17 protein-coding genes and 3 tRNA genes are annotated in these 25,049 nt (G+C 64.4%); 4 read left to right on the top strand and 16 right to left on the bottom strand.

Annotated elements, in window-relative coordinates:
• The first annotated feature begins 23 nt into the window (after positions 1-23).
• Positions 24-3,200: an Rne/Rng family ribonuclease gene (locus ISP20_RS11760; RefSeq protein WP_204636289.1), complete on the top strand. Its 3,177-nt coding sequence runs from the start codon at positions 24-26 to the stop codon at positions 3,198-3,200.
• A 72-nt stretch (positions 3,201-3,272) separates the two neighbouring features.
• Here the strand turns inward: ISP20_RS11760 and ISP20_RS11755 are convergent, their stop codons facing one another.
• The 5 genes from ISP20_RS11755 to ISP20_RS11735 all read right to left on the bottom strand — a co-directional run bounded on the left by ISP20_RS11755 (position 3,273) and on the right by ISP20_RS11735 (position 4,803).
• The gene (locus tag ISP20_RS11755; protein ID WP_204636288.1) at positions 3,273-3,941 is read right to left on the bottom strand and encodes a response regulator; all 669 of its coding nucleotides are present in this window, start codon (positions 3,939-3,941) and stop codon (positions 3,273-3,275) included.
• A gap of 152 nt (positions 3,942-4,093) precedes the next feature.
• Entirely contained in the window at positions 4,094-4,339 is a 246-nt protein-coding gene (locus tag ISP20_RS11750; protein WP_204636287.1) for a hypothetical protein, read from the bottom strand.
• 44 nt (positions 4,340-4,383) lie between these two features.
• Positions 4,384-4,470: transfer RNA gene (locus ISP20_RS11745), tRNA-Leu, on the bottom strand.
• Positions 4,471-4,571: 101 nt separating this feature from the next.
• Positions 4,572-4,645, bottom strand: a tRNA-Cys gene (locus ISP20_RS11740).
• Between the two features lie 82 nt (positions 4,646-4,727).
• Positions 4,728-4,803: transfer RNA gene (locus ISP20_RS11735), tRNA-Gly, on the bottom strand.
• A 250-nt stretch (positions 4,804-5,053) separates the two neighbouring features.
• Between ISP20_RS11735 and ISP20_RS11730 the strand changes: the two genes are divergently transcribed.
• Positions 5,054-5,755, top strand: a complete 702-nt coding sequence (locus tag ISP20_RS11730) for a pirin family protein (protein WP_204636286.1) — start codon at positions 5,054-5,056, stop codon at positions 5,753-5,755.
• An 85-nt stretch (positions 5,756-5,840) separates the two neighbouring features.
• Complete coding sequence (locus tag ISP20_RS11725) at positions 5,841-6,782, top strand: MBL fold metallo-hydrolase (RefSeq protein WP_204636285.1); 942 nt, start codon at positions 5,841-5,843, stop codon at positions 6,780-6,782.
• 3 nt (positions 6,783-6,785) lie between these two features.
• Here the strand turns inward: ISP20_RS11725 and ISP20_RS11720 are convergent, their stop codons facing one another.
• On the bottom strand, positions 6,786-7,358 hold the full coding sequence (locus ISP20_RS11720; RefSeq protein ID WP_239535735.1) for a TetR/AcrR family transcriptional regulator: 573 nt from the start codon (positions 7,356-7,358) through the stop codon (positions 6,786-6,788).
• Between the two features lie 109 nt (positions 7,359-7,467).
• Between ISP20_RS11720 and ISP20_RS11715 the strand changes: the two genes are divergently transcribed.
• Positions 7,468-8,742, top strand: a complete 1,275-nt coding sequence (locus tag ISP20_RS11715; RefSeq protein WP_204636283.1) for an MFS transporter — start codon at positions 7,468-7,470, stop codon at positions 8,740-8,742.
• Here ISP20_RS11715 and ISP20_RS11710 read toward each other — a convergent pair whose 3' ends face one another.
• The 10 genes from ISP20_RS11710 to ISP20_RS11665 form a co-directional block, all read right to left on the bottom strand.
• Positions 8,743-9,099, bottom strand: coding sequence for a tRNA-binding protein (locus ISP20_RS11710; protein WP_239535733.1), 357 nt, complete (start codon positions 9,097-9,099; stop codon positions 8,743-8,745). It abuts the gene before it with no gap.
• Positions 9,096-10,385 (bottom strand): NAD(P)/FAD-dependent oxidoreductase, encoded by a 1,290-nt coding sequence (locus tag ISP20_RS11705; RefSeq protein ID WP_204636282.1) that lies wholly within the window; start codon positions 10,383-10,385, stop codon positions 9,096-9,098. Before ISP20_RS11705 ends, ISP20_RS11710 begins: the two co-directional genes overlap by 4 nt.
• A gap of 88 nt (positions 10,386-10,473) precedes the next feature.
• On the bottom strand, positions 10,474-12,867 hold the full coding sequence (gene pbpC, locus ISP20_RS11700) for a penicillin-binding protein 1C (RefSeq protein WP_204636281.1): 2,394 nt from the start codon (positions 12,865-12,867) through the stop codon (positions 10,474-10,476).
• A gap of 49 nt (positions 12,868-12,916) precedes the next feature.
• Complete coding sequence (locus tag ISP20_RS11695) at positions 12,917-18,949, bottom strand: MG2 domain-containing protein (protein WP_204636280.1); 6,033 nt, start codon at positions 18,947-18,949, stop codon at positions 12,917-12,919.
• Between the two features lie 324 nt (positions 18,950-19,273).
• A complete protein-coding gene (galU, locus tag ISP20_RS11690; protein ID WP_204636279.1) occupies positions 19,274-20,146 on the bottom strand; it encodes a UTP--glucose-1-phosphate uridylyltransferase GalU in 873 nt (290 codons plus the stop codon).
• Positions 20,147-22,042: a polysaccharide biosynthesis protein gene (locus tag ISP20_RS11685; RefSeq protein WP_204636278.1), complete on the bottom strand. Its 1,896-nt coding sequence runs from the start codon at positions 22,040-22,042 to the stop codon at positions 20,147-20,149.
• A complete protein-coding gene (locus ISP20_RS11680) occupies positions 22,029-23,060 on the bottom strand; it encodes an MraY family glycosyltransferase (RefSeq protein ID WP_204636277.1) in 1,032 nt (343 codons plus the stop codon). Before ISP20_RS11680 ends, ISP20_RS11685 begins: the two co-directional genes overlap by 14 nt.
• Before the next feature lie 7 nt (positions 23,061-23,067).
• Positions 23,068-24,243, bottom strand: coding sequence for a lipopolysaccharide assembly protein LapB (gene lapB, locus ISP20_RS11675; RefSeq protein WP_204636276.1), 1,176 nt, complete (start codon positions 24,241-24,243; stop codon positions 23,068-23,070).
• Positions 24,240-24,509, bottom strand: a complete 270-nt coding sequence (locus tag ISP20_RS11670; RefSeq protein ID WP_204636275.1) for a LapA family protein — start codon at positions 24,507-24,509, stop codon at positions 24,240-24,242. Before ISP20_RS11670 ends, lapB begins: the two co-directional genes overlap by 4 nt.
• Positions 24,510-24,702: 193 nt before the next feature.
• On the bottom strand, positions 24,703-25,035 hold the full coding sequence (locus ISP20_RS11665) for an integration host factor subunit beta (protein WP_484489046.1): 333 nt from the start codon (positions 25,033-25,035) through the stop codon (positions 24,703-24,705).
• Between the last annotated feature and the right edge of the window lie 14 nt (positions 25,036-25,049).

The following is a 25,049-nucleotide window of genomic DNA, read 5'->3' as shown; positions in this document are numbered from 1 at the left end:
CGGCAAGCCGAGGAAAAATTACAATGAAACGTATGTTGATCAACGCAACTCAGCGTGAAGAGTTGCGTGTGGCCATCGTCGATGGTCAGAACCTTTACGATCTCGATATCGAAATCCCCTCCCGCGAGCAGAAAAAGGCCAACATCTACAAGGGCCGTATCACCCGCGTGGAGCCGTCCCTGGAAGCCTGCTTCGTCGACTACGGCGCCGAACGCCACGGCTTCCTGCCCCTGAAGGAAGTCGCCCGCGAGTACTTCACGCCGGGCCTGGACCCCAACAAGGCGAACATTCGCGACCTCATCAAGGAAGGTCACGAAGTCGTCGTGCAGGTGGAGAAGGAAGAGCGTGGCAACAAGGGTGCCGCGCTGACCACCTTCATCAGCCTGGCCGGCCGCTACATGGTGCTGATGCCGAACAACCCCAAAGCGGGTGGCGTGTCGCGTCGCATCGAGGGCGAAGACCGCCAGGCGCTGAAGGAAGCGCTGGAGCATCTGAACGTCCCTGACGACGTCGGCCTGATCGTGCGCACCGCCGGCCTGGGCCGCGACGCCGAAGAACTGCAGTGGGACCTGGACTACCTGCTGCAGCTGTGGAAGGCCATTTCCGGCGCCGCCCAGGCGCAGAAGGCCCCGTTCCTGATCTACCAGGAATCCAAGCTGTTCATCCGCGCCCTGCGCGACTACCTGCGCAGCGACATCGGCGAGATCCTCATCGACGAGGAATCGCTGTACAACGACGCGCGCGAGTTCATGCAGCAGGTGATGCCCAACGCCCTGCGCAAGCTCAAGATGTACCGCGACGACACCCCGCTGTTCTCGCGCTACCAGATCGAAACGCAGATCCAGAGCGTGTTCGACCGCCAGGTCCGGCTGCCCTCCGGCGGCTCGATCGTGGTCGACCAGACCGAAGCCCTCACCGCCATCGACATCAACTCGTCGAAGGCCACCAAGGGCAGCGACATCGAAGAAACCGCGTTCAACACCAACCTGGAAGCGGCGGTGGAAATCGCCCGCCAGCTGCGCATCCGCGATGCCGGCGGCCTGATCGTGATCGACTTCATCGACATGGACAGCCCCAAGCACCAGCGCGAAGTGGAAGAGCGTCTCAAGGACGCCCTGAAGCTGGACCGCGCCCGTGTGCAGATCGGCCGCATCTCGCGCTTCGGCCTGCTGGAGATGTCGCGCCAGCGCCTGCGTCCGTCGCTCGGCGAAGCCACCCAGATCGTCTGCCCGCGCTGCGAAGGCCATGGCCATATCCGCGGCGTCGAGTCGCTCGCGCTGTCCACGCTGCGCCTGATCGAAGAACACGCGATGAAGGACAACACCGGCCAGGTGCTGGTGCAGGCCCCGCCGACCGTGGCCAACTTCATGCTCAACGAGAAGCGCGCCAGCGTGGTCGAGATCGAGCTGCGCAACAAGGTGCACGTGGTGATCGTGGCCGACGACAAGCTCGAGACGCCGCACATCGAAATCCAGCGCATCCGCGAAGCGGACATGGGCGAGCACAGCAAGCCCAGCTATGAGCGCCTCACCGCCGTCGAAGCCTCCGCCGTGCCCAAGATGGGCCAGGCCCTGGGCAGCAGCGAGCAGCCCGCGGTCAGCGGCATCGTGCCGTCGTCGCCGGCGCCTGTGCGCGAAGAAACCGCCGCCGAACCGGCACCGCAGGCACCCGCGGCTCGCCAGCCCGCTGCCGCCCCGGCACCGGCGGGCGGCGTCATCTCCCGCCTGCTAGGCTGGTTCCGCTCCAGCGCGGCTCCGGCAGCTCCCGCTCCGGCGAAAGCCGAGCCGGCCACCTCCAACCGCAACGCCAACCGCCGCGACGAGCGCGGTCGTCCGTCCCAGGGCGGCCAGCAGCAGGGCAACCGCCAGCAGCAGCGTCGCGAACAGCCGCAGCAGGGCCAGAAGGGCCAGCAGCAGGCCAAGGGCAATCGTCAGCAGCAACCGCGTCAGCCGCAGCAGCCCAAGCAGGAACGCCAGCCGCAGCCGCCGAAGGACGCTCAGCCGCAGGCTCAGGGCGAACGCAAGCAGCAGCAACCGCGTCAGGAACAACAGCCGCGCCAGCCGCGTCAGGGCCAGCAGCAGAACCCGCAGGCACAGGCTGCCGCCGTGACAGCCGCGCCGCTCGCAGCAAGCCATCCGCAGGCCGAACGCCCCGCGGCCGTCGTTGCGCCCGAAGCGGAGCTGATCAAGAACGTCGTTGCCCCGCTCGAAGCGGCCACCGGCGAAGCCATCGCCACCGATACGGCTCCGGCCGTGGCAGGCGCGGCGGAAGTCGAGGGCGGCCAGTCGCGCCGCCGCCGCGGTCGTCGCGGTGGCCGTCGCCGTCGTCGCCATGAAGACGGTACGCAGGCCGGCGCGCAGAGCCAGGAATCCGCCGACGATCAGCATTTCGATGATCTGGACGACGAAGACCGGACGGAAGCAGCCAAGCCGGCCGCACCGACGCCCGCAGCCTCGCCTGCTCCGATTGCCACCGCCGCCGCGGTCACCGCAGCAGTGACGACCGTGACGCATGCGGTTCGCGTCGAAACGGCTGAGGCATCCGCCGATGTCGCCGTGAGCAAGCCGAACGATGACGCTGCCGCTGTCGCACCGGTGACGCCGAGCCAGGCTCCCGAGCAGGTGCTCAGCGCTGTGGCGCCGACCTCGTTCAATCTCCCCACCCTGCCGCCGATTCCGCCGATGGAAGACGCTGCGGAGAACGCGATCGGGCACGTGCAGGTTGAAACGCACGCCGCCATCGAAACGTTCAGTGCGCCCGTGGTGCACGAGGAACGCGTGGCCGCGATCGCTCCGGCGATCATCAGCGAAGCCGTGACGGAAACGCCCACTACCGATATGTCAGCAAGCACGACGCATGCGCCGGAAGTTGCCCCCGTGGCCACCGAGACCGTGCACAACGATGTGGGCACCACCATCGATTTCCGCGCACACCTCGACGTGTCGCCGAAGATCGAGCCGGTCGTCGAACAGCCCCCCGCTGCGGAGCCTGCCGCGACCGCCGTTGCCGAGAACGAGGTGGCCGTGAAGGCGGAAGCTCCGGCTGAGCAGGAAGCAACGCTGGTTGCCTCGCCAAGCCAGGGTGACCTGCTGGCGCATGCCGGCCTGTCGCAACAGCAAGCCGTCGAGTCGAACCCGCCGCATGCAGCTGGCGAGGAAGGCACCGACGAAGTGAAGAAGGACGCTTCCTCGCACGGTTGAGGAAGCGCCATCCGCACACAAAAAAAAGCCGGACATCCGTCCGGCTTTTTTTGTGCTCAGCGAAGCGGTGTATCAGGCGCCGACTTGATTGTTGCCCACCTGGTTGTTGTGCGTGTCCAGCAGTCCGTGGATGGTCATCAGATGCGCCAGGCTGATCACATGATCCACCTGCAGCTTTTCCATCAAGCGCTGCTTGTAGGTAGAGACGGTCTTGGGGCTAAGATTGAGCTGTTCGCCGATCATCGTGAGCGCCTTGCCACGCACCAGCATCATGGCTACTTCGAGTTCGCGGCTGGACAAGGCGTCGAACGGCGATCCCTCGCCATCCAGCGTGGCCAACGCAAGCTGCTGTGCCACCGCCGGGGCCAGATAACGCCGACCCGAGGCGACCTGACGCACCGCATCGAGCAACTCTTCCGACGTGCAGCCCTTGGTCAGATAGCCAAGCGCACCCGCATCGAGCAAACGCTTGGGGAAGCGCGCGTCGTCAACCACAGTGACAATGATGATGTGCGTGGGGAGCTTGGAGCGCGACACGCGCTCAGTCAGTTCGATACCGCTCATGCCCGGCATATGGACATCCACCAGGGCAATATCTGGCGCCTTGGCGCGGATAAGCCTTAGCCCTTCTTCGGCGGTTCCTGCCTCGCCGCTGATCTGAATATCCGGCTGCTGCTGCAGGATCATCCTGAACCCTGTACGCACCAGCTCGTGATCGTCAATCAAAACAACTTTGATCACCAGTCGCCCTCCTTGGGTGTGTGGGACCGAACATAGGCCGCCCCATGGCCTAATGCAAGTACCTGAAGCAAAATAAGAATATACCGACAGAGACTTCCTACTTAGGCGGCCAGAACTACCTTACGCACAACACCGCCGGAAGCCTGACGAGACTATTCGACACCCGTTGACCAGTTCCTCAGCCCTATCGCATCGAGATCGAAATCTTCGACCGTCACCGTCATCACGTGGCCAGAATCGTCCGACCAGTGCTGTTCGCCGACACGCCGGGACACTCCATGGATCAGCGCGCCCTGCGCGATGCCGCCATCGCTCTCGCAGCTGCCCACGACAAAACCCTCCGGCAGCTCCGCCGCAACGCGCTGCTCGAAGAGTCCAAGAAATCTGCTGCCACTCATGACATCCCCCGAATGCGCCCCATGGGCGACGAGTGTCGAGCGAATGGTGCCCGGAGACGGAATCGAACCGTCATACCCTTGCGGGTGAGGGATTTTAAGTCCCTTGCGTCTACCAGTTTCGCCATCCGGGCCGATACGGAAGGATGCGCATCCTAGCATGCGTGCGACGGGCGCTCGCAGTGGCGCATGCAAAGAAAAACCCGCCGTGAGGCGGGTTTGATTCGGATCGCAATGGAGGCCTGGGTCGGAATCGAACCGGCGTACACGGCTTTGCAGGCCGCTGCATGACCACTCTGCCACCAGGCCATTGCGCACGGATCGTAACCTGAAAGGGTCACCATCCGCTTGAAAAAACAAAACCCCGGAATGCCGAGGTTTTGCGGAACACTGGAGCGGGAAACGAGACTCGAACTCGCGACCCCGACCTTGGCAAGGTCGTGCTCTACCAACTGAGCTATTCCCGCATCTGAGTAGGAAATCATAGCCAGAAAGAGGCCATTTGTGAAGAGTCTGGGAAGACTTTTTTCGCGGCCCTGCCAATGGGCCTTGGGACCCTCCGTCGCGAACAGCCTACGCGATGTCAGGCAGTCTCATCAGCGAATACGTGTGTTTCAGGCAACAGTCCGTTCGGTTTGCCGCGACTGGTAACTACACGGTTGCGACTTATCTTGTGGGAAGGCGCTCAAGGGCGCTACCCACTATCAGGAGTGCAGCATGATCGACCGTCGACCTTTCGATAGCCTGGGCGGAGCCAACCACGGCTGGCTCGACGCCAAGCATCATTTCTCCTTCGCCAGTTACCACGATCAGTCCCGCATGGGCTGGGGTGCGCTGCGCGTGTGGAACGATGACACCATCGCGCCGCAGACGGGCTTTCCGCCGCATCCGCACGCGGACATGGAAATCATCACGTACGTTCGCGAAGGCGCCATCACGCACCAGGACAACCTCGGCAACAAGGGACGCACCGTGGCGGGCGACGTGCAGGTGATGAGCGCGGGCTCGGGCATCACCCATGCGGAGTACAACCTGGAATCGGGCGCGACGCAGATCTTCCAGATCTGGATCATTCCCGACCAGCACGGCAAGGCGCCCTCCTGGGGTACCAAGCCGTTTCCGATCGGCGACCGCACCGGCCGTTTCGTCACGCTCGCCAGCGGCTTCAAGGAAGACACCGATGCCCTGCCCCTGCGCACCGATGCGCGCGTGCTGGGCGCCACGCTGAAGGCCGGCGAGACAGCCGTGTATGACCTCGATGCCAGCCGCTATGCGTATCTGGTGCCCGCCAAGGGCAGCGTCGAAGTCAATGGCGTGAAACTCGACGCGCGCGACGGCGCAGCGATTCGCAACGAGACGAAGCTCACCGTCAAAGCGCTCGACGATGCCGAGCTGGTGTTGGTCGATTCGGCGCCGTAATAAATCGCGCCGTCCGACCAAGGTGGGAGTGAACCCTCGCGCTGGCCTTGCTAACCTCGCCTGATTCCGCAGCGCGAGGTTGGCAATGGACCACTGCATTTACACGATCGATACCGGCTTCGTTCGTCCCCGCTTCGATGCGGCTTATTTGCTGGTGGAGAACGGTCGTGCAGCCTTTATCGATTGCGGCACGAACTACGCCGTGCCGCGCATGCTCGAAGCGCTCGGTGCTACGGGTCTTGCAGCCAGCGACGTCGATTGGCTGATCCTCACGCACGTTCACCTGGATCATGCCGGCGGTGCCGGCGAGCTGATGGCGCAGTTGCCGAATGCGCGTCTGGTGGTGCATCCGCGCGGCGCGCGGCACATGATCGATCCCAGTCAATTGTGGGCGGGTGCCTCGGCCGTGTACGGCGAGGAGGTGATGGATACCACCTATGGCCGCCTGCGGCCCATCGCTGCCGGACGCGTAGTCGAGGCGCCTGACGGCCATGTCGTGCAGCTCGCGGGGCGACCCTTGCTTTGCCTGGATACACCGGGTCATGCACGGCATCACCTGTGCGTCTACGACGAGCGCGCGAAGGTGTGCTTTACGGGCGATACGTTCGGTTTGTCGTATCGCGAATTCGATACGGCTGGCGGTGCCTTCATCTTGCCGACGACATCGCCGGTGCAATTCGATCCCGATGCATTGCATGCCTCGATTCGGCGGCTGGTCGCGTTGAAACCCGCGGCGATGTATCTCACGCATTACGACCGCGTCGAACAGGTGGCCAGACTCGCGGACGATCTGCATGAGCAGATCGATGCGATGGTGTCCCTCGCGCAATCCGCGCAGGACAATTCAGCGAACGCGGAGCAACGCCATGAGGCGATGAAAGTCGCGCTGGCGGATCTCTATCTGTCGCGTGCGCACGCCCATGGCTGGAACGGCAATCGCGCAGCGCTGCTCGAGATACTCGGCATGGACGTCGAACTCAATGCACAAGGCCTCGGCATCTGGCTGGACAGCCGGCAAAGCCGCTGACGCTTACGCCAGCGACGCGTCGATCAGCTGGTTGGCGATCTTGACCAGTGACCCCGCCGGCCCGTGCGCGCCGAACAACTGACCGGAGGCATAGGTGCCTTCGAGCAGCAACAGCAGGCCATCGGCGAGCAAGGCGGGATGCTTCGCACCCATCGCCGTCGACAGCTCGACCAGCCGTGCGCGCAACTTGCGCTTGTTTTCCTCGGCGACTTTCCGGGCCGGGTGATCGTCGCCGGGATATTCCACCACCGCATTGGTCAAGCCGCAGCCTCGATAGCCCGCTTGCGAGGCTCGCTGTGACAATCCTTCGAAGTACGCCATCAATTGCGCGCGAGCATCATCCGGATGGATGTCGGCACCTGCATTGAACGCCGCCCAGAAGCCCACTTCGTAGTCGCGCAGGTATTCGGCCGCCAGTTCGTCCTTCGACGCGTAGCTTCGATAAAGACTCGGCTTGGTGACACCGGCACGCGTGACGATCTCCTCCACCCCGATGGCGCGGATGCCCTCGCGATAGAACAGCTCCCGCGCCGTGCGACGAATGCGCTCGGCCGCCTTGGGCTTCTCTTCGGCCATCGGTTCAATGGGCGGGGATGGGGGGCGTTTGCTCGGCATGGCTGGTATGGGTTGACAATGTTACCGATCGGTACGTACGATTCACGCATCCAACGTACCGATCGGTAACATGACTATACCGCGCATCCGTCCTTTCGGCCAGAAGTACGCCTTCGTCGTGGCCGGCGTGATTTTTCTTGCCCTGCTGGCGGCTGCCGGCGTCCGCGCTGCTCCCGGCGTGCTGATCCTTCCCCTGGGCAAGGCGTTTGGCTGGAGCCGGGACACCATTTCCCTCTCCGCTGCCTTGGGCATCTTCCTCTACGGCATGGTCGGCCCCTTCGCCGCGGCGCTTATGCAGGCCGTGGGCGTGCGCCGCACGCTGGTGGGTGCCCTGGTCCTGATGACCGTGTCGATCTCCGCCAGCGCCTGGATGACGCAGCCCTGGCACCTGATGCTGACCTGGGGACTGTTCTCCGGAATCGGCTCGGGTTGCGTGGCCATCGTGCTGGGCGCCACGGTGGTGAATCGCTGGTTCGTCACCCATCGCGGCCTGATGATGGGACTGCTCACGGCGAGTACTGCCACCGGCACCCTGGCGTTCCTGCCGGCGCTGGCCGCCATCGCCGAACATGGCGGTTGGCGTCCGGTGGTGTGGACTGTTGCCGCAGGCTGTGCCCTGTTGATTCCGCTCGCCTGGTGGCTGCTGCCCGAACGGCCCGCCGATATCGGCCTGCGCCCCTATGGCGCAACGGAAGACGAGGTCGATACGGCGCCGCGCCGCAACCTGCTGGCCATCGCGCTGGGCAGCCTGGCCACGGCGGCCAAGCAGCGCACGTTCTGGTTCCTGTTCGCCACCTTCTTCATCTGCGGCTTCACCACCAACGGCCTGATCGGCACGCACTTCATTGCGATGTGCGGCGACCACGGCATTCCGGAAGTGCGCGCAGCGGGCCTGCTGGCCATGATGGGCGCGTTCGACCTGATCGGCACCACGCTGTCGGGCTGGCTGACCGATCGCTACGATCCGCGCAAGCTGTTGTTCGTCTACTACGGCTTGCGCGGGCTCTCGCTGATCTGGCTGCCCTACTCCGATTTCTCGTTTGCCAGCCTGTCGTTGTTCGGCATGTTCTACGGTCTGGACTGGATCGCCACGGTGCCACCCACGTTGCGTCTCGCCACCGAAGCATTCGGCGATCGTGATGCACCCGTGGTATTTGGCTGGGTCGCGGCGGGCCATCAGATCGGCGCGGCCAGCGCGGCCTTCTTTGCCGGCGCGCTGCGCACCCAGAGCGGCGACTACCTGCAGCCGTTCGTGGTGGCCGGCGTCACCGGCCTGATCGCCGCGGGACTGGCCTTGATGATCGGCCGCCGCCCGCAGCTGCAACCGGCGTTGCAGGCCGGTTGATCAGGCCAGGCGCGTGCCGTTCGGCACCGGACGTTCGACGGCAGTGAGCACCACGCCGTCATCGGTATGGAAACCGGTGAGCAGGAACTGCGAGCGGAACGGACCGATCTGCTTTTCTGGAAAATTGATCACGCCGACGATCTGGCGACCGAGCAGATCCTCGGCGCGATAGAGATTCACGACCTGCGCGCTGGTTTTCTTCTCGCCGTACGGGCCGAAATCCGCCCACACCTTCCAGGCCGGCTTGCGCGCTTCGGGAAACGCTTCGACGCGCGTGATGGTGCCCGTCACGATCAGCACCTTCTCGAAATCGGCCCAGCTGATCTCATCCACCGTGTTTGCTTGTGTTGCGCTCATCCTTCCAACCTCGTCTTGAACCAGTCTTTGCTTTGCTGCCACCAGTAGCTGGCCTGTGCGCCCAGGTAACCGAACGGTCGATAAGTGCGCTCCAGGCCGTAGGGCGCGAACTGCTTCCAGCGGTCGTCGCCCTCGGCCAGCGCGGACGCCAGCAGGTCGCCTGCCGCGCACGTGGGTGCCAGACCGTGACCGCCAAACGCCTGCGCCCACCACAGTCCATCGCCGCTGCTGCCGATCTGCGGCATCTGGTGGCGCGCGTAGCTCATCAGGCCCGACCATGCGTAGTCCACCCGCACGCCCTTCAATTGCGGGAATACGCGCAGCAGATCGCGCATCAACAGCTTTTGCACGGCGCCCGGCGAACGATCGCGCACCGAGATGCGACCACCCCACAACAAGCGGCTATCGGCCAACGGTCGGTAGTAGTCGAAGGCGAAGCGCGAATCGTAGACGGCCGAACGCGTTTCCAGGCAATCCTTGAGCCGGTCGCCCAGCGGTTCGGTCACCATCACGTACGTGGCAATGGGCAGGATGGCGCGATCGACCTGCCGGCGCAGACCGGCCAGATAACCGCCGCACGCCAACACCACCTGATCGGCGTGCACCGAACCCTGCGCCGTTTCGATGCGCCAGCGCAAACCGTCGCGACGCAGCTGCCACACATCGGTGTCTTCATGCACACGCACGCCTTGCGCGGTTGCGGCGCCAGCGAGGCCAATGGCGAAGTTCAGCGGATGCAGATGCAGGGCGTCGCGTTCGTACAGGCCATCGTAGTAACGCGTAGAGTGCACGCGAGCACGCAGCTCGTGCTGCGGCAGCCATTCCCACGACACGCCATACTGGCGCGCCAGCAGTTCCTGCCGCTGGCGCAGCACGGCCGGATCGCGGAACCAGTTGGCCCAGATCACGCCTTCGTCCACCACGTCGCAGGGAATGCGGTAATGCGATGCACGGTGACGGATGCGCTCTACCGCTTCGGTGGTGAGGCGGAACAAGGCAAGGGCAGCATCCTGTCCGCGCTGATCGAGCAGCGATTGCTCGCCCAGCGAGTAGCCGCCGAAAACGAAACCGCCGTTGCGCCCCGAGGCACCGAAACCCACCTTCTCCCGCTCAAGCAGAATCACATCGCGTACGCCGCGCTCGGCCAGACCAAGCGCCGTGTGCAAGCCGGCAAAGCCTCCACCGATGATGGCGACGCGCGCATCGGTCTTGCCCTGCAAGGGAGCGTATGGCGCATACGGGGTGGCCGTGGCGCGGTAATAGGAGGCGGCCGGTGACGAAGTCATGCGATGGGCGTGTGCTTGTCTCGGATCAGGCTATCCAGCATAGCGCAGCCCCCGTGCTTCATCCGAGCATGACGCCTGGCAGGGACGTTCAGTCGACCACGTTGACGCCCAGGGGCCTGACGTCGCTGCGGCCGCGGTCATCGACCACGCGCACCTCGTAGTTGCCTGCGCTGGCAGGTAGCCAGAACATCGACTCGCCGGGGGCACTGCGCCCCACATAGGCATCGTTGACGAACCAGTACATCTCGCGCACCGATGCATCGGCATTGGCGCTGAAGGCCACGCGATCCTGGCCGCTCGACTTCAGCCGCATCGCGTAGATGCTGCCGCGCAGCGGCGAGGTGATCGACGGCGGTTCGCCGTCCACGCCGCTGAGCACGCAGCTGTCGTTGCGCGGCGGCGTACGCCGCGGAATGCCCGCCTGCACGAACACGCGCTGCAGTTCGGACGGCCAGAATTCGTAGACCTCCACGTGCGTGCGCTTGCCGGCATACGGCGGACAGGCCGGCTTGCCGGTGTCGTCATCGATGACCACCGGGCGATGCACCTGACTCACGCGGATCGGCGACTTGCCGGGAATGAACCAGGTCATGCCGCGCTGCGGGCACCACTGGTTAGGCAGGTCGCCGCTGGCCAGACAGATCTCCACGCGGCGCAGGTGCGCAGGCATATGCCGCACGGGCTCGGTGAGCTGCGGCTGGGCGGCGCGCAAAGCGTCCTCCATCTGGAAGAACAACGGCGCCGCCGCATCCACGCCCACGAAGGCCGGGTTGCTACTGCCATCGAAGTTGCCGATCCAGACGATGAGCACGTACGGCCCGAAACTGCCCGCCGTCCATGCATCACGAAAGCCCCACGAGGTGCCGGTTTTCCAGTACACGGGCAAGCGATCGGGCTGCGCGCCGGTGGTTTCGTCGGGGCGCGGGTTCTGGCGCAACATGTCCATCACCATGAAGCTGGCTTCTTCGCTCAACAGGCGCGTGCCGTTGCTGGGCGGATCGCTGGCCAACAGACGAAGCGGACGCAGCTCCCCGCGATTGGCGAGCATGGCGTAGAGCCCCGCCAGTTCCTGCATGGTGACTTCGCCGCCGCCGAGCACCAGCGCGAGTCCGTAGTGTTTTTCGCTGGCAAGACGACTGATGCCTGCATCGTGCAGGAACTGGTAGAACGACGGTTGCTGGAGCTGCGAGGCCACCCACACGGCGGGAATATTGCGGCTGCGTACGAGCGCTTCGGTCGCCGTGACGGGACCCAGGAAATGGCCGTCGAAATTCTCCGGTGCATACGGGCCAAACGCGGTCGGCACATCCCGCAGCACGGTCTGCGGATGCAATACGCCCTGGTCGAAACCCAGCGCGTAAATGAAAGGCTTCAAGGTCGAGCCGGGCGAGCGCTTGGCGAGCGTGCCGTTCACCTGCCCCTGGATCTCCGCATTGGCGTAGTCCGCCGAACCGACCAGTGCCTTCACGCCCATATCGCGCGTGTCCACCAGCACGGCCGACACATTGCGGATGCCGCGACCGCCGTTGCGTTCGACATAGCGGTCCACTTGCCGTTCCAGTACATGCTGCAGATCGAGATCGAGCGTGGTGGTGACGCGGCTGTCGCTGTCGGCGGCCATGAGCTTGCGCGCTGCGAGCACCTGATCGACCGCATGGGGCGATTCGAACGGTAACTTGGAGAGCGGACGCAGCCGCAACGGCAATGCAAACAGCGGCTGCAGCGCCGCATCGCCTGGATGCAGCGTTTTCCACCGGGCATACAGACGATTGCGGGACGTGCTGAGCCGATGGCTGATGAGGTCCGGCGCATCGGCGCCCGCCTGCAGCCGGCGACTGGGATCCTGCGGAATCACCGCCAGCGTCAGCGCCTCGGGCAGGCTCAGCGCATCGGCCGGTTTGTCGAAATAGGCCAGGCTCGCGGCGCCTACGCCTTCGACATTGCGCCCATAAGGCGCGTAGTTGAGATAGGCCTCGAGAATCTGCTCCTTCGAATAGAACAGTTCCAGTTGCAGCGCACGCGCCACTTGCAGCAGCTTGCCCGAGGGAGCGCGCGTATTGAGCCGCCAGAGCAAACGCGCCAGCTGCATGGTGATGGTCGAACCACCTTGCCGGTTGCCATGGCTCACATACGTAACCCACGCACCGCGCAGCAAACCGTAGGGATTGAAGCCGGGATGCCAGCGATACCAGCGGTCCTCGTGCAGCAGCACGCCGTCCACCAGCGCGGGCGAGACGTCCTTGAGTGGCACCCACAGGCGATAGCGTTGATCGCTGGCGAGGGTGAGGCGCAGCAGGCGACCGCGAGCGTCATAAACCGCAGTCGACGATGGCAGCCATGCGCTCAAGGGCCGATGCGGCCATAGCCGAAGTCCGACCAGCAGCGCCGCCAGCAGCGCCAGTCCCACCAGCCAGTTCTGCCAGCGCACGCCCCAACGGATCAGGGCGCGGCAGCAGCGGGCAATGAAGGACGGCGTGGTCATGCGGTATGTCCGTGGGAGCGCCCCGCTACGGCGGGACGCTCCGCTTCGATCAAGGCTGACGGACTACCTCCAGCGTCACGCCACCGGCCGTGCGTGCCTGCACGCGCCGGTCGTACAGCGCTTCGCCATAGGCCGGGGGCACGATGAACTTGCCCGCGTTGGTGGCCTTGATGCGGTACACGAACTCACCCACGCTGGGCGTGGCCGAGCCGTAAAGCACCACGCGATCCTCGCGCACATCGGCGTACTGCAGCGCCCAGCTGGATCTTCCCACGCCGATCGGCGAACGCCATTCGCTGGCCTTGACCTCGCTGTCGCCACCGGCATCGTTCTGCTCGCTGCCGTCCTGCTGCTGATCCGTCACCGCCGGCGGCGGCTGGATCACCGGCTCGAAGCCGCCGGGCAACAGGTCGACGATCGCCACGTTGTCCAGACCGCGGTCGTCCGTGGCGCGAATCTTCAGGTGCACGTCGATCTCCTGGCCGATCGTCACCTTGTCGATGGCCTTGCCGTTGACGTCGGTGTAATCGCGCGTGATCTCCAGCCCTTCCTTGATCGCCTTGGCCGGTTGATCGCGATCAAAACCACCCTGGCTCACCACTCGCCACGCCGGCAGCGTGCTGTCGTTAGTGAAGCGCAGGCGCTTGGCGTTCGCGTCCCAGCTACCGGCCTGCAACAGGTTGCCCTGCAACGCCGCGATGGCCCTCACCGCGCCATCGGTTTGCACCTGGTCGATGCGCAGCTTGCCCAGCTGGCCTTCGTTCTGCGACGCGTAGGTGTCCAGCGCCAGCAACACCATCGACGAGGACAGCGTGTTGTACCAGCCGTGTTCGAGCGGCTCGGTGATGTTCTCCATCACGCGAGGCGACAGTGCACGGCTGCGCTCGGGGAAGTGTTTAGCCAGCAGATACAAGGTGCTCGCATCGCGGATCAACGAGTCATAGTAGTAGCCGTAGCGATACTCCTTGTCGCCTGTATTGCGCTCCAGCAGTTTCTGCGGGCCGGCCATCAGTTGCGCGGCCTGCTTGTCCTGCTTGAGCAACTGGTACGACGACGCCAGCCACGCGGCGGCCAGATCGTTCTTCCACTCGTTCGGATACGCGTCCTGCAGGCGTTTCTGCACGGCCGCCAGGTCATTGGTGGTGACGTTGCCCTGGCGGGTGAGCAGGTACACGGCGTAGGCGCGTTGGCGCAGCAGGTCCAGACCATCCAGCGTGTCATCGCTGGCCAGCTGATGCAGGTACTTGTTGCCGGCATCGAACATGTCGCGCGGAATGGCCACGCCACGATCGCGCGCTTCCAGCATGAAGTGCATCGCATAGGTGGACACGAAGGGATTGGAATCCGGCGTCGCGGACCAAAGACCGAAACCGCCCTGCCCGTTCTGGCGCGCATGCAGCACATCCAGGAACTGGGACAGCGCCTCCTCGTTGGTGAGTTTCTTGCCGCTCATCGACGGCTGCAATGCATCGGCGAACACCTTCACCTGCGGCCATTTCGACAGCACCAGCCGCGGCATGGCGGAGCTGATGATCTGCTCGCTGCAATAGTGCTGGAAATTCACCAGATACGTGGTCAGGCCGCTCGACAGCACCACCGGGATATTGGAGATGGCGGCATCGCGCGAGGCGTACTCGCTGAACAGGCTGCGCAGGTCCGGCTGATCCTGCTTGGTGCCCGCATCCACGCGGCCCACATCCACCTGGGTGCGATAGGCCGAGGCCGGACGCACGGACACATCCACGCTTTGGCGGGCCGACTTGTCGCCATAACCCGCGACAAAACTGAGATTGCCCGAACCGAGCTTGTCGGTTGCCTTCACGCGGAACGTCACCACGCCCTCGCGCATTTCGCCGAGGTTGAGGCTCTGGTTCGGCGCGCCGACCACCTGCAATTGCGGCCCTGTCTTCAGGGTCACCGCCACCGGCACCTGCTTGCCGCCGAGACCGGTGAGATTGTTGGCCACGCCGACGCTGACCTCGACCTCATCGCCCGGCGCCAGCGTGGTGGGCACGTTCGGCGACAACACGAAATCGCCGCGCACCGTGGTGCTGCCTTCATAGGTGCCGATGCGATCCGGCGACACGGCCACCGCCATCACGCGCAGCTTGCCGTTGAAGTAGTCCGGCACCTGATAGGTGAGCTCCTTCTCGCCGTTCACCTCGACAATGCCGGACCAGTAGGCCACCGGCTTGTCGCGCTTGCGCTTGAACGGATTGAGCTGGCGGCCGATCGCACCGTCGGCGTCGCCGCCGGGCGCGGCCATCGCCATCAGCTTCTCGAAGTCGGGCAGGATCAGGTCGAGGATCTGCGAGGTGCCCACTTCCAGCATGCGCTTGCAGAAGAAGAACTTCAGCGGATCGCCCAGCTTGTAGCGCGCCACCTGCAGGATGCCCTCGTCCACCGCGAACACCACGGCACGCGTGGGCTGCGGCGCGCTCAGCTTGAACGTGACCGTTTCGCCCGGTTTCACCAGCGCGGGCGAATCCACCTTGATCGCGTTGCGACGCGCGTCCAGGTTGACCGAGAACGGCACCACGCCATAACTGAGCGGGCTCATGAAGATTTCATCCGACGACGGATCGCGGATGTACTGCACGTTGATATAGCCGTTGCCTTCGAAATCCGCCGGCACGGTGATGTGCTGCACGGAGCTGCTGGTATCGGCATGGAACCAGGCGTGCGCATAGACCTTGTCGCGCTCGATGGTGATCAGGCCACTGCCCGCATAAGGGGCGCGAATGGCGATGTCCACCGATTCGCCCGGCGCGTAGTCCTGCTTGCTCAGGTTGAGCTGCAGCTCCGCGTTGCGGTCCAGCGAGCGCGACACGTTCGCCGCGCCGGCCACGGAGTACTCCACGCGATTCACTTCCACGCCGTCGCTGCTGCGCACGATCACCAGCGCATAGTTGCCTGGCTTGTCGGTCGGCAACGCGTAGTCCATGCCGTTCGCCGGAATCGCCAGCGGCTGCTCGTTGAGCGGCACTTCCTTGAGTTTGGACTGGTACTTGTAGACGCCCGAATCCTGCTTGGTCAGCACCGAGATGTAGCGCCGCTCGATCAGGCGGGCTTTGAGATCCTTCAGCGCCATCGACTTGGCGGTGTGATCGATCGCCACCAGGTGCACGCTGCGCGGGGCATCGCGGTTGATGTAGTCGAGATTGTCGACCGACTTGTAACCGACCAGCCAATCGTTGCTCGACACCAGCGTCTGCGACGCCGCGGCCACGCTGCGACCGCCCTCAGGCTCGTAGGCCTTGGCGAGGAAGTACAGCTGATAGGTGGCGTCCGCGTATTTCTTCAGGTCGAGATCGAACTCGGCGTGACCCTTGTCGTCGGTCTTGCCGTCCTGCAACTTGTCCTCGTAGCCTTCTTTGGCACGACGCACATCGTAGAAGTGATAGTCGGGCCAACTGCGGAAGGCCGGCCATGCCGGACGCAAGGTGAGCGACGCTTCCACCCGGCGATCCGTTGCCGGCGTGCCGAACAGGTTCATCACGTCGACGATGCCCTTGATCTGGTCGGGCTTGACCCAGCCCTCGGGCACCTGGCCGACAAGCTTGGCTTCCACCTTCATGCGATCGGGCAGGAATTCCTTCACCTGCACGGTGGTGCTGCCGATCTGCGCACTGGCCTTGCCATCCTTGACGATATAGAGATTCACCGTCCAGGTGCCGGTGGGCGCCGTTTCCGCAGGTGCGTACTCGAGCTCGCCGAAGCCGGACGTATCCATCGACATCGGCAGCTGCTTCACCGTCATGCCGCGGGGATCGACGATCTCCGCCTGCAGCGGCACGCCCACCACGTTGCGCGTCCAACTGGCCGCACGCACGATGAGTCCCACGTGGAAGGTGTCGCCCGGGCGATAGATGCCGCGATCGGAGAACAGATAAGCGGACAGCTGGCCGTCGTTCTGCGCATTGCGCTCGCCACCCACGTCGAAGCGCGAGAAGTCGAGCTTGCGGTCGTAGCTGCTGGAGCCACCGATCGGCAGGAACGACAGGTCGTCGCCCTTCTTCACCACATAGAGGGTCGGCTGCTTCTCGCGCTCCAGGCCCTTGAAGGTGGGGAAATGCACCACGCCGTCGGCCGAGGTGGTATCGCTGAAGAGCGTCTGGCCGTTCACCGCCAGCACGGACACCGATGCACCACCCACGGGAGCGCCGGAGTGGATGGACTGCACGAACACATCCTGGCTGCCGTCCAGCGAACGCTTCACCAGCATGCCCAGGTCGGTGACCACGATCATGCGCGTGTCGGCGGCCGGCGCGTTGCCATCATCGTCGTTGTCGTTCTCCGACATCTCGCCATCGCCATCGCCCTCATCCGATTCGCCGTCCGAGGCATCGTTGGTGGGCGCGGCCTGCGGCTCGTTCTCGGCCGCCTTGCGGGCATCTTCGCGCTTCTTTTCCGCCGCGGCGTCGTAGCTGGTCAGATGCAGCAGGAACACGCCCCGCTTGCCTTCCTTCAGGTACTGGCCGAGATCGAGCCCCTCGTAATGAGCCTTGGCGGGATCGCCTTTGGGGAAGCTGCGTTTCTGTTCGAAGCGTTCGACGATGTGATCCTCGCTGAACGCATAGCTCAATTCCGGATGCGCATACGAACCCTGGTTGAGGCTCACCAGATGCTGCAGCTGATCCGGCAACACGCGGCCAATTTCCACCCGCATGCCAGGCAGATTGCGCGACACCACCGAGATGCGCTTGCTGCCGGACATGGACAGCAGCGAGCCATCCGCCATGAAGCGGAGCAGCTTGGGATAGTTGGGCACGGTGACGACGCTGCCATAGGGCTTGCCCAGGATGTAACCTCCGAACGTCTTCAGGCCCTTGTCCACGTGCACATACACACGCTGTCCGGGCGACGCATGGAACTTGAAGCTTTGCACGGCGTCGTAATCGTTCTCGGTGGGTACCATCTCCAGCTTCAACGGCTGGCTTTGGCGCAGCTCCGCCTCGCCCACTTCACCCTCGCTCCACGGATACGGAGGCGCATCGTCATCCTGCTGCTCTCCGGCCTTGCGCGGCGGCAGCACCCACGCCTTGATCAGACCGGCCAGCTCGGTGTCGCGCACGGCGCCGCCGACATTGACCAGCAATACCTGTTCGGGTTCGTACTTTTCGTTGTCGACCAGGGTCGGCTCGATGCCGTCGATGGTGAGGCTGTAAAGGCCGGGCACGCGCACCTGCGCCTTCAGCTCGGCAGCGGTACCGTCGCCGCCGCGCGTGCTACGCAGGCCCTTGGCGAGGGTATAAGCCACGGCGCTTTCGTCGCGCGGCAAGGACAGCGGCTGCGAATGAATCCAGGCGTGCAACTTGTACTGGTCGTAGGTGACCGTGTACTTCAACGGCACGTCGCGGCCCGCGCGCTGCATCAGGCCCACCTCGATGCGCTTCTCGAAATCCGCCGAGTCGACCGGATAATTGAACGTCACCGGTAGGATGGTCTTCTTCGCCGTGGCGTCCTGCGGGTCCTGGTAGAACTCGCCCTTCTCCGCCTTCGCCTCGAACGCGGGCGTGTCGAATTCGAAGTGGTCGTCCGCCATCAACACCTGCTTGGCGAATACCTTGGCGACATCGAAGCGCACCTCGTAGTGCTTGCCGACCGGCCAGTCCTCGGCGGGAACGAAGCGCAGCGTGCGGTCGTCGAGCCACGTCCACTGCCCTTTCACCGCGGGCTGCATGACGATGCCGGCCGTCACGGCTTTGCCGACCTGCTCGATCGGCGCGGCGGAGCCGGAGAACGTCACCATCAGCGGATTGATGGCGATCGGCTGCTTCGTATAGTCGGTGATCGACGGCGCGGAAGCGCTCAGCGTGATGCGCGAAGGTTCCACCGGTTGCGGCCGGTTCTTGTACCACTGCCAGCCGAACCAGCCTGCGGCAGCGAGTACGAGCGTCGCGACCAGTACGCCTGCGGCATGCACCGGGCGACGGCGAATCCAGCCGCCGGTCTCAGGCAACCAGGCAGGTGCCGACCAGCTGACCTGTCCGAACAACGGACGCAGTATCAGGCCCAGGCCCGCCAGAATCCCGCGCAACAGGCGCAGAGGCAGCAACAGCAGAAATCGCAGCAGATCCATGATGCCTTCCCGTTTTTCATCCAATGAACACGACTGGGGACACTGTGATCGATTCGAGTGGCGCAATCGATCAGAACATTCCTCGGGCAAGCCGATTCCGGTGCCGCTCAGGTGCGCCAAAACGCCCGCCTCTTGCGAAGCGGACAGAACACCACCGGCTTACCCCAGGCACAGCTTGCTCGCCAAAGATGGCAAAGCACGGCAAGGATTCTGGCATGGTTGCGTCAGCGACGCATGGGCATCCGAGCCCCTTTGAGAATGTCCTTGGTCCGCATTGCGCGCGACCGGCGAGATGCCGGCCGGAGCCGGCATCTCGGGTTCAAATCACAGGGTTGCCATCAACTCGCGCACGACCGGGGCAAGCTTGGGATCCTGCAACGCCATGTGCATGGTGGCGCGCACCAGGCCGGCCTTGTTGCCGCAGTCGAAACGCGTGCCTTCGAAACGGTAGGCCAGCACGTTGCCCTGCTCCTTGAGCAGCGCCTCGATGGCGTCGGTCAACTGGATTTCTCCACCGGCGCCGGGCGTGGTCTGCTCGAGCAACTGGAAGATGCGGCCCGGCAACACGTAACGGCCGACCACCGCCAGGTTCGACGGCGCATCCGCCGGCTTGGGCTTTTCCACCATGTGGCGGATCTTGGCGCTGCGCTCGTCCAACCGGGTGGCATCGACGATGCCGTACTTGTCGGTATCGCTGTGCGGCACTTCTTCCACGGCAATCACGCCGGCATTGGCCGACTCGGCGAGCTCGGCCATCTGGCGCAACGCGCCCTTGCCCTGGTTCCAGATCAGATCGTCCGGCAACACCACGCCGAAGGGCTCGTCGCCCACCACCGGCTTGGCGCACAACACGGCATGGCCGAGGCCAAGGGCTTCGGGCTGCGTCACGAAGATCGCGCGCACGTGCCGGGGCAAGGTGCCCTGCACCAGCGCCAGCAATTCGTCCTTGCCCTTCTCCTGCAGCTTCGCTTCCAGCTCGTAGGCCTTGTCGAAATAGTCGGCGATGGCGTGCTTGTAGCGATTGGTGACGAACACCAGGGTGTCGGCACCGGCGTCCACGGCTTCGTCCACCGCGTACTGGATCAACGGGCGATCCAGCACCGGCAGCATTTCCTTGGCGACCACCTTGGTCGCGGGAAGGAAACGCGTGCCGAGACCCGCCACCGGAAACACCACCTTGCGCAACGGCTTGCTCACTTACTTCTCTCCTGATTCAGTGCGGCGCAGCGTCACCACGTTACCCGCCTGCACCGTTTCGCTCCATCGGAACGACGGCAACAGGTGGGAGACACATTGACGCAGCGTGTCCTCGTCGTAAGCCACCACAGCATCCGCTGCCTTGGCCATCTGCATGTTGAGCACATCCCACTTCACCGGACGGTACTGCGCGAGGAAGATCTTCGCGTGCGTCGTCTCGATGTAGTTCTCGAGCGGATGGAACAATTCCTCGAACAGCTTCTCGCCCGAGCGCAGGCCGGTATAGACGATGGGAATCTCCGTGCCCGGCTTGCGGCCGGCCAGGCGGATCATCTGCTCGGCCAGATCGCGGATCTTGATCGGCTCGCCCATGTCCAGCGCAAAGATCTCGCCGCCCTTGCCGATGCTGGCGGCCTGCAGGATAAGCTGGCAGGCCTCCGGAATGGTCATGAAGTAGCGCGAGATTTCCGGATGCGTGATGGTCAGCGGACCGCCGTTGCGGATCTGCTCGCGGAACAGCGGCACCACCGAGCCGGCCGAATCGAGCACGTTGCCGAAACGGACGGTGATGAAGTGCGTGTTGGAATGCTCGTTGAGGTTCTGGCACCAGATTTCCGCCAGACGCTTGCAGGCACCCATCACGCTGGTCGGGTTGACGGCCTTGTCGGTGGAGATCAGCACGAAGGCCTCCACCTGGTGGCGGTCAGCCAGGTCGGCCACGTTGCGCGTGGCCAGCACGTTGTTGCGGAACGCTGCGCGCAGCTGCGTCTGCAACATCGGCACATGCTTATAGGCCGCCGCGTGGAACACCACCTGGGGCTTGTACTCGCTGAACAACTTGCGCATGGCGGCAGCATCGCCGCAATCGGCCAGCACGCCTTCGAAGATCAGCTCGGGATACTCGGCCCGCAGTTCCTGCGAGATCCGGTAGAGGTTGAATTCGCAGTTGTCGACCACGCACAGCGCCTGTGCGCCGAGGCGCGCCACCTGGCGGCACAGCTCCGAACCGATCGAGCCGCCGCCGCCCGTCACCAGCACGCGGCGACCGGTGAGCGTGACGCGAATGGCCGTCCAATCGAGTTCGACGGTATCGCGGCCGAGCAGGTCCTCGATGGCGACTTCCTTGATCTCGTTGAAGTGCGCGCGGCCGGACACCACATCTTCCAGCTTGGGAACCGTGCGGTAAGGCAATCCGCTCAGATCGCACAACTCCACCACCCGGCGCATTTCCTGGGTGGACGCGCCGGGCATGGCGATCAGCAGCATCTGGGCCGCCACTTCGCGGGCCAGTTCGGGCAGCTGGTCGATGCGTCCCAATACCGGGCGACCGTTGATGCTGGCGCCGCGCAGGCTTTCCTTGTCGTCGACGAAACCGACCACGGTGAAGCCGTTGTCGCGATGCAGGTCGCGCGACAAGGCCTCGCCCGCACGATCCGCGCCCACGATCAGCACACGTTGCGCGGGCTTGGCTTGGAACAGGTCGACGCGGCTGTCCTTCCAGAACCGATACGCCAGTCGTGGCGTACCCAGCAGCACCGCCAGCACCACCGGATACAACAGCAGCACCGAGCGAGGCACGTCGGCCAGGCGGTTGTAGAGGATCAGCACGGCCGCGATGGCCAGCGCGCCGATGATCGCGGCACGCAGGATGTTCCATAGGTCAGGCAGGCTGGCGAAGCGCCAGACGCCCTTGTACAGGCCGGTCCAGCTCAGCACGGCGCCCTGCACCAGCAGCACGAGCGGAAATTCGAGCGCATGGAAGCCGATCGCCGCGTTGTCGATCATCGCGTAGCGCAGCGCCTTGGCCACCCACCACGCCAGCGCAGCCATCAGCAGGTCGTGGAGGACCACGGCCGTTCGCGGATGAATGACACCGACCCATTTACGTAGCGACATGAAGACCCTTGTCCATAACGCGCCGCAGACATCGGCGCTTCATCAAGATCCAGACGGCGGTCGCTATCAGGTAGGTACCGATGAAGACCGGTACCGACCATGCTGGCCTGGCCCATGCGAGCAGCGCGAGCGGCGCTGCTACCAACACGTTCCACACCAGATAGCACGCCCCCCCCGTGGCATGCGTGAACCCACTGCGTACCATCCACTGGTACAGGTGTTCACGATGTGCAGTGTACCAACGGCGGCCACTTGCCATCCGTCCCAACAGGGTAAGGCTAGCGTCCGCTACAAAAGATGAACTGAGGATCAAAGCAGGCCACAGTAAGTGCCCGTCAACCCGCCAGAGCGTTGCGGTAAGGGCGAAAATCAGCAATCCCATGGTGCCGCTGCCCACATCGCCCATGAAAATACGGGCCCGGGGCCGGTTGAAGTACCAGAAACCCAGCGCCGCGGCGGCCAGGCAGCAGCAGCCGGTCGCCAGGGCCGGCTGGACGGCGGCATAGGCGAGCAGCGCCAGGCCCAGCCCGACGAAGATCACCTGCTGGGCCAACAGCCCGTCGATGCCGTCCATGAAATTGTGCAGATTGATGCTCCACCCACCGGCCAGCACCAGCAGTGGCACCCACCACCATGACATGCCGGTCGCCGCAAGCGCCGCGGCGAACAGCCCCGCCGACAGCAGCTGGATGCCGAAGCGCGGCAGGATCGGCAACGAACGGTGGTCGTCCCACCAGCCCACGGCGGCCACCATCACCGTACCCGCGGCCAGGGCGCCCGCCACGCCGGGCGACCACGCGCCCGGGAGCATGAGCAGACTCGCCGGCATAGTCAGCAACACCGCGACGACGATGCCGATGCCGCCACCGCGAGGCGTGGGAATGGTGTGGGAGCGACGCTGCCCGGGCAGATCCAGCATGCCGCGACGGTGCGCATAGGCGATGGCGCCACGCACCACCACCATCGCAATCAATAACGCAGCCAGCACCATCCCTATCGCTAGCATGGCAGGAGTCATCCGTGCCTCATTCGTTGGCGACGCCGTGGATGGGACGGATCGTGCTCCAGTTCTTGCAGCTGGGGCATTGCCAGTGGTGCGCCTTCGCGCCGAAGCCGCAACGGCTGCAGCGATACATCGCCTGGCCTTCGAGCAGCTTCTTGGTGAGATCGCGCAGGATCAGGAAATTCTCGCGCGCCTCGCCTTCCATCTTGTCCATGGTGGCGTCGATCAAGGCCATCAGTCCGCGCACCGAGGGGCGCTGGCGAAGCTGGGAGGTGAGGAAATCGATCGCCGCACGCTCGCCATCGCGCTGCTGATACAGCCGCGTCAATGCGAGCACCGGCGAGATGCCGTGGTAGCGCTCGAGAATGTCGCGCAGGAAATGTTCGGCATGCTCCATCTGTTGCGAGCGTGCATAGCTGTTGAGCAGCGGCGGCAGGATTTCCGGCACGAACGCGATGTCCGCCTCGACCGCGTGCTCATAGGCCTTGGCCGCTTCCGCATGCTGGCCTTCCTCGGCGTATAGACGTCCGGTCAACATGAAGGCGCGCACGCAATCGGCCTGGCAGGCGAAGGCCTGGCGCAGATACTCGCGCGCTTCCTGACGGGCGCCGTGCTGGCGCGACTGCTCGGCCAGCTCGCAGTAGAACTGCGCGATCATGCCGGCTTCGTCTTCGCCGGTCATCGCCTCGAGGCGGCGCGCATGTTCGATGGCTTTGTGCCAATCGCGTTCGTGCTGATAAATCGAGATGAGGTGGCGCAATGCGGACGGCGCGTGCGCGTCCATCGCCACCAGATCGGAGAACAGGGTTTCGGCGCGATCGAGCAGGCCCGCGCGCATGTAGTCTTCGCCCAGCTCCAGCAAGGCGACGGTCTTCATCGCATCGGACAGGCCCGGTCGCGAGACCAGGTGCTGATGCAGGCGGATCGCACGATCCACCTCGCCGCGGCGACGGAACAGGTTGCCCAGCGCAAGATGCGTTTCAACCGTGTCGCGGTTGTACTCGGCCAGCTTGAGGAACACCTCGATGGCCTTGTCCTGCTCCTCGTTGAGCAGGTAGTTCAGGCCGCGGAAGTAATCGGAGGACAGCTCGCTGACCTGTGCGCCGGAACGCCGCACGCCAGCTCGGCGGGCGGTCCACCAGCCACTGGCGAATGCTGCGGGTACCAGCAGGATGAGTACGTACAGAAGCGCGCTCATGCACCAGCCGGAGAGGTCTTGGTCTTGCCACCGGCCTGGCCCAGAGCCCTGCGACGCAGGCGATGCTGCCTGGAACTGACGCCCAGCCACGCGGTGAGTCCGCCCAGCAGCCAGCCGATCACCAGCGCCAGCAGCAGGGCCGCTCCCTTGGGCAGGGACAGGCGCACGAAGCCCAGGTCATAGCCGACCAGATCGGCATTGAGTGCACCAAGCACGATGCCGGCCGCGATGAAGAGCAGGAGAATCAGCGTAACGATCAGTCGCATAGCGCGACTTTACCCGATTGCCGGGAGCCGTCACAGGCGGCCATTCGGCCGTGCTTCATAAACTGGAAGATGGATTCCCTTTTTGCGCTTGCGACATCCGCTGGTCATCGCCGCGACGCAAAAAAAGAAGGCAGGATCGGCTCGTCGCCGCCTGCCTCCCAAAACACTCCGAAGCGATGCCCGTGACCGGGAATCACTCCAGATTCAAGTTGACGCGCTCGCGCAATTCCTTGCCCGGCTTGAAATGCGGGACATGCTTGCCCGGCAGGGCCACGGCGTCGCCGGTCTTGGGATTGCGTCCCATGCGCGGCGGACGATAGTGCAGCGCGAAGCTGCCGAAGCCTCGGACCTCGATGCGCTCGCCATTGGACAAGGCGTGGCTCATCTGTTCGATCACGCTTTTGACCGCCAACTCCACGTCGGCGAACGCGAGATGGGTCTGACGCCGTGCCAGCGCCTCAATCAATTCGGATTTGGTCATGGGTCCCCAATGTCCGTGACGTGTAACCGCGGGGCGGCGACTGATCGCCGCCCCGCATT

This window comes from Dyella kyungheensis (assembly GCF_016905005.1).
In the GTDB taxonomy this organism is placed as follows: Bacteria; Pseudomonadota; Gammaproteobacteria; order Xanthomonadales; family Rhodanobacteraceae; genus Dyella; species Dyella kyungheensis.
This window is presented reverse-complemented; position numbering and strand designations above follow the sequence as displayed.

Bases quoted from the DNA above. Each gene is read 5' to 3' on its own strand.
- ISP20_RS11750 (WP_204636287.1), bottom strand. From the start codon at position 4,339: ATGAGTGGCAGCAGATTTCTTGGACTCTTCGAGCAGCGCGTTGCGGCG.
- ISP20_RS11715 (WP_204636283.1), top strand. From the start codon at position 7,468: ATGACTATACCGCGCATCCGTCCTTTCGGCCAGAAGTACGCCTTCGTC.
- ISP20_RS11670 (WP_204636275.1), bottom strand. From the start codon at position 24,509: ATGCGACTGATCGTTACGCTGATTCTCCTGCTCTTCATCGCGGCCGGC.
- ISP20_RS11760 (WP_204636289.1), top strand. From the start codon at position 24: ATGAAACGTATGTTGATCAACGCAACTCAGCGTGAAGAGTTGCGTGTG.
- ISP20_RS11730 (WP_204636286.1), top strand. From the start codon at position 5,054: ATGATCGACCGTCGACCTTTCGATAGCCTGGGCGGAGCCAACCACGGC.
- lapB (WP_204636276.1), bottom strand. From the start codon at position 24,243: ATGAGCGCGCTTCTGTACGTACTCATCCTGCTGGTACCCGCAGCATTC.
- ISP20_RS11710 (WP_239535733.1), bottom strand. From the start codon at position 9,099: ATGAGCGCAACACAAGCAAACACGGTGGATGAGATCAGCTGGGCCGAT.
- pbpC (WP_204636281.1), bottom strand. From the start codon at position 12,867: ATGACCACGCCGTCCTTCATTGCCCGCTGCTGCCGCGCCCTGATCCGT.
- ISP20_RS11695 (WP_204636280.1), bottom strand. From the start codon at position 18,949: ATGGATCTGCTGCGATTTCTGCTGTTGCTGCCTCTGCGCCTGTTGCGC.
- ISP20_RS11705 (WP_204636282.1), bottom strand. From the start codon at position 10,385: ATGACTTCGTCACCGGCCGCCTCCTATTACCGCGCCACGGCCACCCCG.
- ISP20_RS11685 (WP_204636278.1), bottom strand. From the start codon at position 22,042: ATGTCGCTACGTAAATGGGTCGGTGTCATTCATCCGCGAACGGCCGTG.
- ISP20_RS11720 (WP_239535735.1), bottom strand. From the start codon at position 7,358: ATGGCCGAAGAGAAGCCCAAGGCGGCCGAGCGCATTCGTCGCACGGCG.
- ISP20_RS11725 (WP_204636285.1), top strand. From the start codon at position 5,841: ATGGACCACTGCATTTACACGATCGATACCGGCTTCGTTCGTCCCCGC.
- ISP20_RS11680 (WP_204636277.1), bottom strand. From the start codon at position 23,060: ATGACTCCTGCCATGCTAGCGATAGGGATGGTGCTGGCTGCGTTATTG.